The following is a 14,530-nucleotide window of genomic DNA, read 5'->3' as shown; positions in this document are numbered from 1 at the left end:
GTTAGGAAAACGCATAACAACGATGGCGATGAAAAAGTTGCTCATAGCGTCGCTGCTGTTTAGCAGCGCCACCGTTTACGGTGCAGACGATTTCGTAGTGAAGGATATTCATTTCGAAGGGCTGCAGCGAGTCGCCGTCGGCGCGGCTCTGCTGAGCATGCCAGTACGGGTTGGCGATACGGTGAATGACGATGATGTCAGAAATACCATTCGCTCGCTGTTCGCTACTGGCAACTTTGAGGATGTTCAGGTCCTGCGAGACGGTACAACGCTGATTGTCCAGGTCAAAGAACGTCCTACCATTGCCAGCATTACCTTCACCGGTAACAAAGCGGTGAAAGAGGATCAGCTCAAACAAAATCTGGAAGCCTCAGGTGTCCGTGTCGGCGAAGCGCTGGACCGTACCACCATCTCCTCTATCGAGAAGGGACTTGAGGATTTCTACTACAGCGTAGGTAAATATACCGCCAACGTGAAAGCCGTGGTCACGCCACTGCCGCGTAATCGTGTGGATCTGAAGCTGGTCTTTACTGAAGGTGTCTCTGCAAAAATTCAGCAGATCAACATCGTCGGTAATAAAGCCTTTAGCTCCGATGAGCTGATTTCCCGCTTCCAGCTGCGCGATGAAGTGCCATGGTGGAACGTGGTCGGCGATCGTAAATATCAGAAGCAGAAACTGGCGGGTGACCTCGAGACCCTGCGCAGCTTCTATCTGGATCGTGGCTATGCACGCTTTAACATCGATTCGACGCAGGTCAGCCTGACGCCTGATAAAAAAGGCATCTACATCACGGTGAACATCACCGAAGGTGACCAGTACAAAATCGCTGGCGTGATCGTCAATGGCAGCATGGCGGGCCATTCAGCAGAAATTGAACATCTGACCAAGATTCCGGCAGGCGAGCTTTATAACGGCGCCAAAGTCACGAAAATGGAAGATGACATCAAGAAACTGCTGGGCCGCTACGGCTATGCCTATCCGCGCGTGGCAACACAGCCAGAAATCAACGACGCCGACAAAACCGTAAAACTGCATATTAATGTGGATGCGGGTAACCGTTATTATGTCCGTAACGTCCGTTTCGAAGGCAATGACACGTCGAAAGACTCCGTGTTACGTCGCGAAATGCGTCAGATGGAAGGCGCGTGGCTGGGCAGCGATCTGGTTGAACAGGGTAAAGAGCGTCTGAACCGTACCGGTTACTTTGAAACCGTTGATGTGGATACTCAGCGTGTGCCAGGTTCGCCGGACCAGGTTGACGTGGTCTACAAGGTTAAAGAGCGTAACACCGGTACCTTTAACTTCGGCGTCGGCTACGGCACCGAAAGTGGTGTGAGCTTCCAGGTCGGTGTCACGCAGGATAACTGGCTGGGCACCGGTAATACCGTGGGCATCAGCGGGACCAAGAACGATTACCAGACCTATGCTGAATTCTCGCTGACTGACCCTTACTTCACCGTTGATGGTGTCAGTCTGGGTGGTCGTCTGTTCTACAACGACTTTAAAGCAGATAACGCGGACCTTTCTGACTATACCAACAAAAGTTATGGTCTGGATGGCACGCTTGGCTTCCCGGTTAACGAAAACAACACCCTTCGTGTCGGTCTGGGCTATGTCCACAATGACCTGTCAAACATGCAGCCTCAGGTGGCGATGTGGCGTTATCTTGACTCGGTCGGCAAGCCGCAGCAGCTCAATGATGAAGGTGATTTCTCAGCAGATGACTTCACCTTTAACTACGGCTGGACTTATAACACCCTGGACCGCGGCTTCTTCCCGACGTCCGGTAACCGTACCAACCTGAACGGTAAGGTGACGATTCCGGGCTCGGATAACAGCTTCTATAAGGCCACGCTGGATACTCAGCAGTATGTGCCGATTAACCAGGATCGTACCTGGGTGCTGTTAGGCCGTGGTCGCGTAGGTTATGGCGATGGTCTCGACGGCAAAGAGATGCCGTTCTACGAGAACTTCTACGCCGGTGGTTCAAGCACCGTGCGCGGCTTCCAGTCCAACACCATTGGACCGAAAGCAGCCTACTTAAATAACAACTCGTCGAACTGCCGAATCGCCGATCCAAATGGCGTCTGTAAGTCTGACGATGCGGTGGGCGGTAACGCCATGGCGATTGCCAGCCTTGAGCTGATTACGCCAACGCCGTTCCTGAGCGAGAAGTATGCTAACTCGGTTCGTACCTCGGTGTTTGTCGATGCCGGTACAGCGTGGGATACCCATTGGGAAAATACCGCGGAAACGCGTGCGGCGGGCATTCCTGACTACAGCGATCCAAACAATATCCGTGTATCCAGCGGTGTTGCGCTACAGTGGATGTCACCGCTCGGCCCGCTGGTGTTCTCTTACGCCCAGCCGATGAAGAAAGTCGATGGAGACAAGTCAGAGCAGTTCCAGTTTAACATTGGTAAAACCTGGTAATGTTCTGAGCATGGATGCATAGCTGAAGTATTGCTGCCGGACAGCACCTGTTGCTGTTCCGGGGCAAACACTGTGTCGCTGACACAAACGTTGATGGTAAGGAGTTTATAGTGAAAAAGTTGTTGTGTGCCGCAGGTCTGGGTCTTGCTTTAGCGGTTTCCGCTGGTGTTCAGGCTGCCGACAAAATTGCAGTGGTAAACGTGTCCAGCATTTTCCAACAGTTACCGCAACGTGCGACTGTTGCTAAACAGCTGGAAAACGAGTTCAAAGGCCGTGCAACTGAGTTGCAGAGCCAGGAGCGCGATCTGCAAACCAAAATGCAGCGTCTGCAGCGTGACGGTTCTACCATGAAGGCGAGCGAACGCAGCCGTATGGAAAAAGATGTCATGTCTCAGCGTGAAGCTTTCTCTACAAAAGCCCAGTCTTTTGAGCAGGATAATCGCCGTCGTCAGATGGAAGAGCGTAACAAGCTGCTGAGCCGTATTCAGGATGCCGTGAAGAAAGTCGCTGACAGCGATGGTTACGACGTCGTGATCGACGCTAACGCGGTGGCTTATGCGTCAAACGCAAAAGACATCACTGCTGACGTGCTGAAACAGGTTAAATAATTCATGTCATCTATTCGACTGGCTGATTTAGCCCAGCAGTTGGATGCAGAATTGCACGGAGATGGCGATATCGTCATCTCCGGCATTGCTTCTATGCAATCCGCCACAACTGGCCAAATCACTTTTCTTGCAAACAGCCGTTACCGCGAGCAACTCGCCCTGATTAAGGCCTCAGCCGTGGTGCTGACGGAAGCGGATCTGGAGTGGTGCAATACCGCAGCGCTGGTGGTGAAAGATCCCTACCTGACCTATGCGCGTATGGCACAAATACTCGATACCACGCCACAGCCAGCGCAAAATATTGCCCCCAGTGCAGTGGTCAATCCCTCAGCCCGACTCGGCAGCAACGTCGCCATTGGCGCCAATGCGGTGATCGAAGCGGATGTTGAGCTGGGCGATAACGTGGTCATTGGTGCAGGATGTTTTGTTGGCAAAAAAACCCGTATCGGCAGCGGTACCCGTCTCTGGGCCAACGTCTCTGTTTATCACGAAATTGAAATCGGTCAGGATTGCCTGATTCAGTCAGGTACCGTCATCGGTTCTGATGGTTTCGGCTATGCCAACGATCGTGGTAACTGGGTGAAAATCCCGCAGTTAGGCGCGGTGATAATCGGCGATCGCGTAGAAATAGGTGCCTGCACCACTATCGATCGCGGTGCGCTGGATAACACTCTGATCGGCAATGGTGTTATCATAGACAACCAGTGCCAGATCGCTCACAACGTAGTTATTGGCGACAATACTGCGGTTGCAGGCGGTGTGATCATGGCGGGTAGTTTGAAAATTGGGCGTTACTGTATGATTGGCGGTGCCAGCGTCATTAACGGCCATATGGAAATCTGTGACAAAGTAACGGTGACCGGTATGGGTATGGTCATGCGTCCTATCACAGAGCCTGGTGTCTATTCATCAGGCATTCCGCTGCAACCCAACAAAACCTGGCGCAAAACTGCAGCGCTGGTGATGAACATCGATGACATGAGCAAACGCTTAAAAGCCATCGAGCGCAAGGTCGGCAAAGACGACTAACCGCCATCCCAAAACTGACCGGCTTTCATAATAAAAATGTTAAGCAGGGAAGCCCGGCGCCACAGAACCTATTTGCGGCCTGCGGAAGATCATTTTGATCTGTGCAGGCCGTGTTATTGATGTCATCAGATTTTTAGGACAGGAAGAGTATTTTGACTACTGAAACTCATACTCTGAAAATTGAAGAGATTTTAGAGCTGCTGCCGCACCGCTATCCGTTTCTGCTGGTAGACCGCGTGCTGGAATTTGAAGAGCACAAATACCTGCGTGCAGTGAAGAACGTTTCTGTTAATGAACCGTTTTTCCAGGGGCACTTCCCTGGTAAACCGATTTTTCCTGGCGTTCTGATCCTGGAAGCGATGGCGCAGGCTACCGGTATTCTGGCGTTTAAAAGCGTAGGTAAACTGGAGCCAGGCGAACTCTACTACTTTGCCGGTATCGACAGTGCCCGTTTCAAGCGCCCTGTGGTACCAGGCGACCAAATGATCATGGAAGTTACTTTCGAGAAAACCCGCCGTGGTCTGACCCGCTTTAAAGGCGTGGCGACTGTCGACGGTAAAATCGTTTGTGAAGCGACCATGATGTGTGCCCGCAGCCGGGAGGCATAATTCGTGATTGATCCAACAGCCACTATCCATCCCAGTTCTGTCATCGAAGAGGGCGCTATTATTGGCGCCCGCGTGCACATTGGCCCGTTTTGCTTTATTGGTGCGAATGTTGAGATCGGTGAAGGAACGGTACTGAAGTCACATGTTGTGGTGAACGGCCACACGCGCATCGGTAAAGATAATCAGATTTATCAGTTCGCCTCAATTGGCGAAGTGAATCAGGATCTGAAATATGCCGGTGAGCCAACACGGGTTGAGATCGGTGATCGTAACCGCATCCGTGAAAGCGTGACGATTCATCGCGGCACCACGCAGGGTGGCCAGGTCACCACAGTGGGCAGCGATAATCTGCTGATGGTTAATGCTCACATCGCGCATGACTGCGTGATTGGCAACCGCTGTATCTTCGCCAACAACGCCACCCTGGGTGGTCACGTGACGGTCGATGATTTCGCCATTATTGGCGGCATGACAGCGGTACATCAGTGGTGCATCATCGGTGCTCACGTGATGGTTGGCGGCTGTTCGGGCGTGGCGCAGGATGTGCCGCCTTATGTTATTGCGCAGGGCAACCACGCTACGCCGTTCGGGATCAATATCGAAGGCCTCAAGCGTCGTGGCTTCAGCAAAGAGTCGTTGCACGCTATCCGCAACGCCTACAAGTTGCTCTATCGCAGCGGCAGAACGCTGGAGGAAGTGAAACCGGAGATCGAAGCCATCGCACAGCAGCACAGCGAAGTGCAACCTTTCTACGATTTCTTCACCCGTTCAACCCGTGGATTAATTCGTTAATCCATGTCAGCGCGTCCCTTAACGATTGCCCTGGTCGCCGGAGAAACCTCCGGCGATATTCTTGGTGCAGGTCTGATCCGTGTCCTGAAAGCCCGTCATCCGGATGCACGCTTTGTCGGCGTAGCGGGTCCCCTGATGCAGGCTGAAGGGTGTGAAGCCTGGTATGAGATGGAAGAGCTGGCGGTGATGGGCATTGTCGAGGTGCTCGGTCGCCTGCGACGCCTGCTGACAATTCGTCGCGATCTCACCCGTCGTTTTACCGAACTCCGACCCGATGTCTTTGTCGGGATTGATGCGCCCGATTTCAATATCACGCTGGAAGGCAATCTTAAACGCACTGGCATTCGCACTATCCACTATGTCAGCCCCTCGGTGTGGGCATGGCGGCAAAAGCGTGTCTTTAAGATTGGTCGTAACACCGACCTGGTGCTGGCATTCCTGCCATTTGAAAAAGCTTTTTACGATCGCTATAACGTTCCCTGTCGTTTTATCGGTCACACCATGGCGGATGCCATGCCGCTGCAACCCGATAAGCTGGCTGCACGCCATCATCTGGGCATTGCCGATGATGCGCTCTGCCTGGCCTTGCTGCCCGGCAGCCGGGGTGCGGAAGTGGAAATGCTCAGCGCCGATTTTCTGAAAACCGCTCAGTTGCTGCGTCGTCACTATCCGGCACTGGAAATCGTGGTGCCGCTGGTCAACGCCCGTCGCCGCGAACAGTTTGAGAAGATTAAAGCCGAAACCGCCCCCGAACTGCCGATGCATCTGCTTGATGGTCAGGGACGTGAGGCGATGATTGCGAGCGATGCCGCACTCCTGGCGTCAGGCACTGCCGCACTGGAGTGCATGCTGGCAAAATGCCCAATGGTCGTCGGTTATCGCATGAAGCCGGCCACCTTCTGGCTGGCGAAACGGCTGGTCAAAACCCCTTACGTCTCGCTGCCAAACCTGCTGGCAGGGCGTGAGCTGGTCAAAGAGTTACTGCAGGATGAGTGTCAGCCTGAAGCCCTGGCCGCAGCGTTAGATCCGCTGCTGCATGCCGGGCCTGAGCGAGAAACACTCCTGCAGACGTTTCATGAATTACATCAACAGATCCGCTGGAACGCCGATGAGCAGGCAGCGGATGCGGTACTGGAGCTGGTGAATGCCTGATTTTATCTATCCTGTCGCCAGACTGATTGCCGGTGTGGACGAAGTGGGGCGCGGTCCGCTGGTTGGCGCGGTCGTTACTGCCGCGGTGATCCTCGATCCGGCAAACCCGATTACCGGCCTGGCCGACTCGAAGAAACTGTCTGAGAAGCGCCGCCTGGCGTTGTATGACGAAATTAAAGAGAAGGCGCTGGCATGGAGCCTGGGACGCGCAGAGCCTGAAGAGATCGATCAGCTCAACATTCTGCATGCCACTATGCTGGCGATGCAGCGCGCCGTTGCTGGCCTTGGCATTCAGCCCGATTATGTGCTGATTGATGGTAATCGTTGCCCGGCACTGCCAATGCCTTCACAGGCGGTAGTTAAAGGGGATAGTCTGGTTGCCGAAATCAGTGCAGCATCGATCATCGCCAAAGTGTCGCGTGACCAGGAGATGACCGAACTCGATCTGCTGTTCCCGCAGTATGGTTTTGCGCAGCACAAAGGTTATCCGACGGCGCTGCATATGGAAAAACTGACGCAGTATGGCGTCACGCCGCACCACCGTCGCAGTTTTGCGCCCGTACGCAATGCGCTGCTCGATGCTGAAGTACTGGCTGCACGCCAGACCCTTACGCTTTAATAGCCTGACGCTGTTTTAACCGGAAACTGATATGGCTGAACCCCGTTTTATACATCTGCGTGTCCACAGTGACTATTCGATGGTTGATGGCCTGGCGAAAACCGGGCCGTTAATCAAGAAGGCGGCTGCCCTTGGCATGCCGGCTATCGCGATTACCGACTTCACTAACCTCTGTGGCCTGGTGAAATTCTACGGTGGCGCGCACAGCGCAGGGATAAAGCCGGTCATTGGTGCCGATTTCAACGTTGCCAGTGAGCTGATGGGGGATGAACTGACACAGCTTACCGTGCTGGCGTCCAGTAATACCGGATACCAGAACCTGACGCTGCTGATCTCCCGTGCCTATCAGCGTGGGTATGGCGTGGACGGACCGATCATCGACCGCGACTGGCTGATTGAATTGCAGGAAGGATTAATCCTGCTGTCGGGCGGACGGCGCGGCGATGTGGGTCGCAGCCTGCTGCGCGGCAACAATGCCCTGGTTTCGCAATGCCTGTCGTTTTACCAGCAACATTTCCCCGATCGCTACTACCTGGAGCTGATTCGTACCGGCCGTCAGGACGAAGAGAGCTATCTGCATGCGGCAGTTGAACTGGCGATTGCAGAGGGAATACCGGTCGTTGCCACCAATGAAGTCTGCTTTATCAATGCAGAAGATTTCGATGCGCACGAAATTCGCGTCGCCATTCATGACGGCTATACGCTGGATGATCCCAAGCGTCCGCGTAACTACAGTCCTCAGCAATATATGCGCAGCGAAGAGGAGATGTGCGAGCTCTTCTCGGACATCCCGGAAGCGCTGGAAAACAGCGTAGAGATTGCTAAGCGTTGTAACGTCACGGTCCGGCTGGGCGAATACTTCCTGCCGCAGTTCCCGACCGGTGATATGACCACCGAAGATTATCTGGTGGTGAAATCCCGTGAGGGTCTGGAAGAGCGTCTCGAGTTCCTGTTCCCGGACGAAGCCGAACGCCTTGAGAAACGCCCGGAATATGATGAACGTCTGGAGATTGAACTCAACGTTATTAACCAGATGGGTTTCCCCGGCTACTTCCTGATCGTAATGGAGTTCATCCAGTGGTCCAAGGACAACGGCGTGCCGGTCGGGCCGGGGCGTGGTTCCGGTGCCGGTTCGCTGGTGGCCTATGCGCTGAAAATCACCGATATCGATCCGCTGGAATTTGACCTGCTGTTCGAACGCTTCCTGAACCCGGAACGCGTCTCGATGCCCGATTTCGACGTCGACTTCTGCATGGAGAAGCGCGATCAGGTGATCGAACACGTTGCAGATATGTACGGACGTGAAGCGGTTTCCCAGATTATTACCTTCGGCACCATGGCGGCGAAAGCGGTCATTCGCGATGTGGGCCGCGTGCTGGGACATCCTTACGGCTTCGTTGACCGCATTTCAAAACTGATCCCGCCCGATCCCGGCATGACGCTGGAAAAAGCCTTTATTGCTGAACCGCAGCTTCCCGCCATGTATGACGCGGACGAAGAGGTTAAAGCGCTGATCGACATGGCGCGCAAGCTGGAAGGGGTCACGCGTAACGCCGGTAAACATGCGGGCGGCGTGGTCATTGCGCCAACGAAGATCACCGATTTTGCGCCGCTCTATTGCGATGAGCATGGGCAGTTCCCGGTGACCCAGTTCGATAAAAATGATGTGGAATATGCCGGCCTGGTGAAGTTCGACTTCCTGGGTCTGCGTACGCTGACCATCATCGACTGGGCGCTGAAGATGATCAACCCGCGCCGGGAAAAGCAGGGACTGGAGCCGATCGATATCGCCTCTATCCCGCTGGATGATAAGAAAAGCTTCGATATGCTGCAGCGCTCGGAAACCACCGCGGTGTTCCAGCTTGAATCGCGCGGCATGAAAGATCTGATTAAGCGTCTGAAGCCCGACTGCTTCGAAGATATGATCGCACTGGTGGCGCTGTTCCGTCCTGGCCCACTGCAGTCCGGCATGGTGGATAACTTCATTGACCGTAAGCATGGCCGTGAAGCGATCTCCTATCCCGACATTCAGTGGCAGCATGAAAGCCTGAAACCGGTGCTGGAACCGACCTACGGCATCATCCTCTATCAGGAACAGGTGATGCAGATCGCCCAGGTTCTCTCCGGTTATACGCTGGGCGGTGCGGATATGCTGCGTCGCGCCATGGGTAAAAAGAAACCCGAGGAGATGGCCAAACAGCGTTCTGTATTCCGCGACGGTGCCGAAAGTATGGGCATCGACGGGGAACTGTCGATGAAGATCTTCGATCTGGTAGAAAAATTTGCAGGTTATGGCTTTAACAAGTCACACTCTGCGGCCTACGCACTCGTCTCCTACCAGACGCTGTGGCTGAAGGCGCACTATCCGGCTGAGTTTATGGCTGCGGTCATGACCGCCGATATGGATAACACCGAGAAAGTGGTTGGCCTGGTCGATGAGTGCTGGCGGATGGGACTGAAAGTCCTGCCGCCTGATATCAACTCCGGTCTCTATCAGTTCCATGTTAATGACGCGGGCGAGATCGTTTACGGCATTGGCGCGATCAAAGGCGTCGGTGAAGGTCCGATCGAAGCGATCATCGACGCCCGTAACGAAGGCGGTTATTTCCGCGAGTTGTTTGATCTCTGCGCCCGTACCGACACCAAAAAGATCAACCGTCGGGTAATGGAAAAATTGATCATGTCCGGGGCCTTTGATCGCCTTGGACCGCATCGTGCTGCGCTGATGAGTTCACTCAGTGACGCGTTAAAAGCGGCCGATCAGCACGCGAAAGCGGAAGCGATTGGCCAGGCTGATATGTTTGGCGTACTGGCGGAAGAGCCGGAACAGGTTGAGAAATCGTACGCCAGCGTCACGCCGTGGCCTGAGCAGGTGCAGCTGGATGGCGAACGGGAAACGCTGGGTCTTTACCTTACCGGCCACCCGATTAATCAGTACCTGAAAGAAATTGAGCGTTACGTTGGCGGGGTGCGGCTGAAAGATATGCATCCTACCGATCGGGGTAAAATTACCGTGGCGGCCGGTCTGGTGATCGCGGCACGGGTAATGGTCACCAAACGCGGCAACCGAATTGGTATCTGTACTCTGGACGATCGCTCCGGTCGTCTTGAGGTGATGTTATTTACCGATGCGTTAGATAAATACCAGCAGTTGCTGGAGAAAGACCGAATTCTGATCGTCAGCGGACAGGTCAGCTTTGATGACTTCAGTGGTGGCCTTAAAATGACCGCTCGTGAAGTCATGGACATCGACGAAGCTCGCGAAAAATACGCGCGCGGACTTGCTATCTCGCTGACGGACAGGCAAATTGATGACCAGCTATTAAACCGACTCCGTCAGTCTCTGGAACCTCATCGATCAGGGACTATTCCGGTGCATCTCTACTATCAGAGAGCCGACGCGCGAGCGAAGCTGCGCTTTGGTGCAGCGTGGCGAATTTCGCCCAGCGATCGTTTACTTAACGATCTGCGCTCGTTGATTGGATCGGAGCAGGTGGAACTGGAGTTTGACTAGAACAGGAACATTATGAGTCTTAATTACCTGGATTTTGAACAGCCAATTGCAGAACTGGAAGCGAAGATCGATTCGCTGACCTCAATTGGTCGTCAGGATGATAAACACGTTAATCTGGATGAAGAAGTTCAGCGTCTGCGTGAGAAAAGCGTTGAGCTGACCCGTAAGATCTTCGCCGATTTGGGCGCATGGCAAATCGCTCAGCTGGCGCGTCATCCTTTGCGTCCTTACACCTTTGATTACGTGCGCAACGCCTTCGACGATTTCGATGAGCTGGCGGGCGACCGTGCTTATGCCGATGACAAAGCGATTGTGGGCGGGATTGCACGTCTTGATGGACGTCCGGTGATGATCATCGGGCACCAGAAAGGCCGTGAAACCAAAGAGAAAATTCGCCGTAACTTCGGCATGCCAGCACCGGAAGGCTATCGCAAAGCGCTGCGCCTGATGGAGATGGCTGAGCGTTTCAAAATGCCAATCATCACCTTCATCGACACACCGGGTGCCTATCCGGGTGTGGGCGCGGAAGAGCGTGGGCAGTCTGAAGCGATTGCCCGCAACCTGCGTGAAATGTCTGGCCTGAAAGTGCCGGTGATCTGTACGGTCATCGGTGAGGGCGGTTCAGGTGGTGCGCTGGCGATTGGCGTGGGCGATAAAGTGAATATGCTGCAGTACAGCACCTATTCAGTGATCTCGCCGGAAGGCTGTGCATCCATTCTGTGGAAAAGCGCTGACAAAGCGCCGCTGGCCGCTGAAGCGATGGGCATTACCGCTCACCGTCTGAAAGAGCTGAAGCTGATTGACTCCGTGATCCCTGAGCCACTGGGTGGCGCGCATCGCCGTCCGGTTGATATGGCGCAGTCACTGAAGCAGCAGCTGCTGGCCGATCTGGCCGATCTCGATGGATTTAGCACTGAAGAGCTGCTGGATCGTCGTTATCAGCGCCTGATGAGCTACGGCTACGCCTGATTTAGCCCCATCAATAAAAGCGGACTCCGGTCCGCTTTTTTTATGTCGCCGGTTTATCTCCGCACGCTATTCCCCTCTCTTTCAGCGCCATCCGATAGCCGCCTCGCTACACCTTCCGCGGGTTAGCGGTTATGCTTGTCCGGTTCCACAATAATCAGGGAGATGGGCATTGAATATTCTGGCGATCATGGGCGCGCACGGCGTGTTTTATAAAGATGAACCGTTACGCGAACTCGACGCGGCGTTAAATCTGCAAGGCTTCAGGCTGCTGTACCCGAAAAACAGTGAAGATCTGCTGAAACTGATCGAGCACAATCCGCGTATCAGCGGCGTCATCTTCGACTGGGACGCGCACAACAGTCCGGAACTCTGCGGTGAGATTAATCAGCTCAACGAATACCTGCCGCTGTACGCCTTTATCAACACCCACTCGCAGATGGACATCAGCGTCAATGAGATGCGCATGCCGCTGCACTTTTTTGAGTACGCGCTGAATGCCGCCGACGATATCGCGCTGCATATCCGGCAATATACCGATGACTATCTCGACCACATTACGCCGCCGCTGACTAAAGCGCTGTTCACCTATGTGAAAGAGGGCAAGTACACCTTCTGCACGCCGGGCCATATGGCGGGTACCGCGTTTCAGAAGAGCCCGGTGGGCTGCCTGTTCTACGATTTCTTCGGGGCCAATACCCTGAAATCGGACATCTCAATTTCCGTTACCGAACTGGGTTCGCTGCTTGATCACACCGGTCCGCACCTTGAAGCGGAGGAGTACATTGCACGCACTTTTGGCGCCGAGCAGAGTTACATGGTGACCAACGGTACCTCAACGTCGAACAAAATTGTCGGCATGTATGCCGCACCGGCGGGCAGCACCGTGCTGATCGATCGCAACTGCCACAAGTCACTGACCCATCTGCTGATGATGAGCGATCTTATCCCCATCTGGCTGAAGCCGACCCGCAATGCGTTGGGTATTCTCGGCGGTATCCCGAAGCAGGAGTTCACCCGCGAGAGCATTTCGTGCAAGGTGGCTGCCACCGACCGTGCCACCTGGCCGGTTCATGCGGTGATCACCAACTCCACCTATGATGGGCTGCTCTACAACACCCAGTACATCAAAGAGACACTGGATGTACCGTCGATTCATTTCGATTCAGCCTGGGTGCCTTACACTAATTTCCATCCGATCTACGCCGGTAAAAGTGGCATGAGTGGCGACCGCATCCCGGGAAAAGTGGTGTATGAGACGCAATCGACCCACAAACTGCTGGCGGCGTTTTCGCAGGCATCAATGATTCACATTAAGGGCGACTACGACGAACAGACGTTTAACGAAGCCTACATGATGCACACCACCACCTCGCCCAATTACGCCATCGTCTCCTCTATTGAAACTGCTGCTGCCATGCTGCGTGGCAATCCCGGTAAACGACTGATCAATCGCTCGGTGGAGCGCGCGCTGCACTTCCGTCGGGAGATCCAGCGCCTGCGCGAAGAGTCCGACAGCTGGTTCTTTGATATCTGGCAACCGGAAGAGGTTGACGAAGCGCAATGCTGGCCGATCCAGCCCGGCGACGAAGAGTGGCACGGATTTACTCAGGCCGATCGCGATCACATGTACCTGGATCCGATCAAAGTCACCATTCTGACGCCGGGCATGAGCGAACTGGGGAAGATGGCGGAAGAGGGGATCCCGGCGGCGCTGGTGGCGAAGTTTCTGGATGAGCGCGGCATCGTGGTGGAGAAAACCGGTCCCTATAACCTGCTGTTCCTGTTCAGCATCGGCATCGACAAAACCAAAGCAATGAGCGTGCTGCGCGGACTGACCGAGTTCAAACGCGCCTACGATCTTAATCTGCGGGTGAAAAACATGCTGCCGGATCTCTATGCCGAAGATCCTGACTTCTATCGCAATATGCGCATTCAGACACTGGCGCAGGGGATCCATCAGCTGATCCGCCATCACGATCTGCCGCGTCTGATGCTGCAGGCATTTGATGTCCTGCCCGAAATGAAGATGACGCCGCATCAGGCATTTCAGCAGCAGGTGAAGGGCAATATCGAAACGGTGGAACTCAGCGAGCTGGTCGGGCGGGTGTCAGCCAATATGATTCTGCCTTATCCGCCAGGCGTTCCACTGGTGATGCCAGGCGAGATGATTACTGAGAAGAGCCGCGCGGTGCTCGATTTTCTGCTGATGCTGTGCAGCATTGGACGGCATTATCCGGGCTTCGAAACGGATATTCACGGTGCCAGCCTGACCGAAGAGGGCGAGTATCGCGTCCGCGTGCTGAAAAACGACCTCGCATAAACCTTTAAACGACTATCAGCGGCAGGGTGTCTGCGGACAGCCTGCCCGAATCAGGGAATTGAACATGTTGCAGTTAACCGCTATTCACCACATCGCCATCATCGCCTCTGACTATCAGCGCAGCAAAGCATTCTATTGTGACGTACTGGGTTTCCGTCTGATGGGCGAATATTACCGCGAAGCGCGGGACTCCTGGAAAGGCGACCTTGCCCTACAGGATCGCTATACCATTGAGCTGTTCTCTTTTCCTGAGCCGCCGGCGCGAGTCAGCCATCCCGAGGCGTGTGGCCTGCGTCATCTGGCCTTTACCGTGCCGGATATTGCCGCTGCCGTCGCGACGCTGGCCGATAAAGGCGTTATCTGCGAGCCGATTCGCATTGATGACCTGACCGGTAAACAATGCACTTTCTTTGCCGATCCGGATGGTTTGCCGCTGGAGCTTTATCAGGCGTAAAATAGCGCGCTCAGCGGGCGACATTCAGTGG

The 14,530-nt window shown here is 54.5% G+C and carries 11 protein-coding genes; all 11 read left to right on the top strand.

Features of this window, described 5'->3' with window-relative positions; genetic code table 11:
- The first annotated feature begins 22 nt into the window (after positions 1 to 22).
- Positions 23 to 2,434: an outer membrane protein assembly factor BamA gene (bamA, locus tag ACXKZD_RS15610; RefSeq protein ID WP_010254119.1), complete on the top strand. Its 2,412-nt coding sequence runs from the start codon at positions 23 to 25 to the stop codon at positions 2,432 to 2,434.
- Positions 2,435 to 2,544: 110 nt separating this feature from the next.
- The gene (gene skp / locus ACXKZD_RS15605; RefSeq protein WP_010254125.1) at positions 2,545 to 3,042 is read left to right on the top strand and encodes a molecular chaperone Skp; all 498 of its coding nucleotides are present in this window, start codon (positions 2,545 to 2,547) and stop codon (positions 3,040 to 3,042) included.
- A gap of 3 nt (positions 3,043 to 3,045) precedes the next feature.
- Complete coding sequence (lpxD, locus tag ACXKZD_RS15600) at positions 3,046 to 4,071, top strand: UDP-3-O-(3-hydroxymyristoyl)glucosamine N-acyltransferase (protein WP_033756634.1); 1,026 nt, start codon at positions 3,046 to 3,048, stop codon at positions 4,069 to 4,071.
- A 152-nt stretch (positions 4,072 to 4,223) separates the two neighbouring features.
- The gene (gene fabZ, locus ACXKZD_RS15595; protein ID WP_003852639.1) at positions 4,224 to 4,679 is read left to right on the top strand and encodes a 3-hydroxyacyl-ACP dehydratase FabZ; all 456 of its coding nucleotides are present in this window, start codon (positions 4,224 to 4,226) and stop codon (positions 4,677 to 4,679) included.
- Between the two features lie 3 nt (positions 4,680 to 4,682).
- Entirely contained in the window at positions 4,683 to 5,471 is a 789-nt protein-coding gene (gene lpxA / locus ACXKZD_RS15590; RefSeq protein ID WP_010254134.1) for an acyl-ACP--UDP-N-acetylglucosamine O-acyltransferase, read from the top strand.
- Between the two features lie 3 nt (positions 5,472 to 5,474).
- A complete protein-coding gene (gene lpxB / locus ACXKZD_RS15585; protein WP_488981716.1) occupies positions 5,475 to 6,623 on the top strand; it encodes a lipid-A-disaccharide synthase in 1,149 nt (382 codons plus the stop codon).
- Positions 6,616 to 7,242, top strand: a complete 627-nt coding sequence (gene rnhB / locus ACXKZD_RS15580) for a ribonuclease HII (RefSeq protein WP_022625455.1) — start codon at positions 6,616 to 6,618, stop codon at positions 7,240 to 7,242. Before lpxB ends, rnhB begins: the two co-directional genes overlap by 8 nt.
- 31 nt (positions 7,243 to 7,273) lie before the next feature.
- Positions 7,274 to 10,756 (top strand): DNA polymerase III subunit alpha, encoded by a 3,483-nt coding sequence (gene dnaE / locus ACXKZD_RS15575; protein WP_010671865.1) that lies wholly within the window; start codon positions 7,274 to 7,276, stop codon positions 10,754 to 10,756.
- 12 nt (positions 10,757 to 10,768) lie between these two features.
- Positions 10,769 to 11,725 (top strand): acetyl-CoA carboxylase carboxyl transferase subunit alpha, encoded by a 957-nt coding sequence (accA, locus tag ACXKZD_RS15570; protein WP_010254150.1) that lies wholly within the window; start codon positions 10,769 to 10,771, stop codon positions 11,723 to 11,725.
- A 169-nt stretch (positions 11,726 to 11,894) separates the two neighbouring features.
- Complete coding sequence (locus tag ACXKZD_RS15565) at positions 11,895 to 14,045, top strand: lysine decarboxylase LdcC (RefSeq protein WP_337037667.1); 2,151 nt, start codon at positions 11,895 to 11,897, stop codon at positions 14,043 to 14,045.
- Between the two features lie 64 nt (positions 14,046 to 14,109).
- Positions 14,110 to 14,499 (top strand): VOC family protein, encoded by a 390-nt coding sequence (locus tag ACXKZD_RS15560; RefSeq protein ID WP_033771008.1) that lies wholly within the window; start codon positions 14,110 to 14,112, stop codon positions 14,497 to 14,499.
- The last annotated feature ends 31 nt before the right edge of the window (positions 14,500 to 14,530 follow it).

The organism is Pantoea sp. ABR1s, assembly GCF_057812235.1.
The sequence above is the reverse complement of the archived record's forward strand: the minus strand, read 5'-3'. Positions and strand labels throughout refer to the sequence as shown.

Coding starts and splice junctions, on each gene's coding strand:
- bamA (WP_010254119.1), top strand. CDS start 23: ATGGCGATGAAAAAGTTGCTCATAGCGTCGCTGCTGTTTAGCAGCGCC.
- accA (WP_010254150.1), top strand. CDS start 10,769: ATGAGTCTTAATTACCTGGATTTTGAACAGCCAATTGCAGAACTGGAA.
- ACXKZD_RS15560 (WP_033771008.1), top strand. CDS start 14,110: ATGTTGCAGTTAACCGCTATTCACCACATCGCCATCATCGCCTCTGAC.
- rnhB (WP_022625455.1), top strand. CDS start 6,616: ATGCCTGATTTTATCTATCCTGTCGCCAGACTGATTGCCGGTGTGGAC.
- lpxB (WP_488981716.1), top strand. CDS start 5,475: ATGTCAGCGCGTCCCTTAACGATTGCCCTGGTCGCCGGAGAAACCTCC.
- lpxD (WP_033756634.1), top strand. CDS start 3,046: ATGTCATCTATTCGACTGGCTGATTTAGCCCAGCAGTTGGATGCAGAA.
- dnaE (WP_010671865.1), top strand. CDS start 7,274: ATGGCTGAACCCCGTTTTATACATCTGCGTGTCCACAGTGACTATTCG.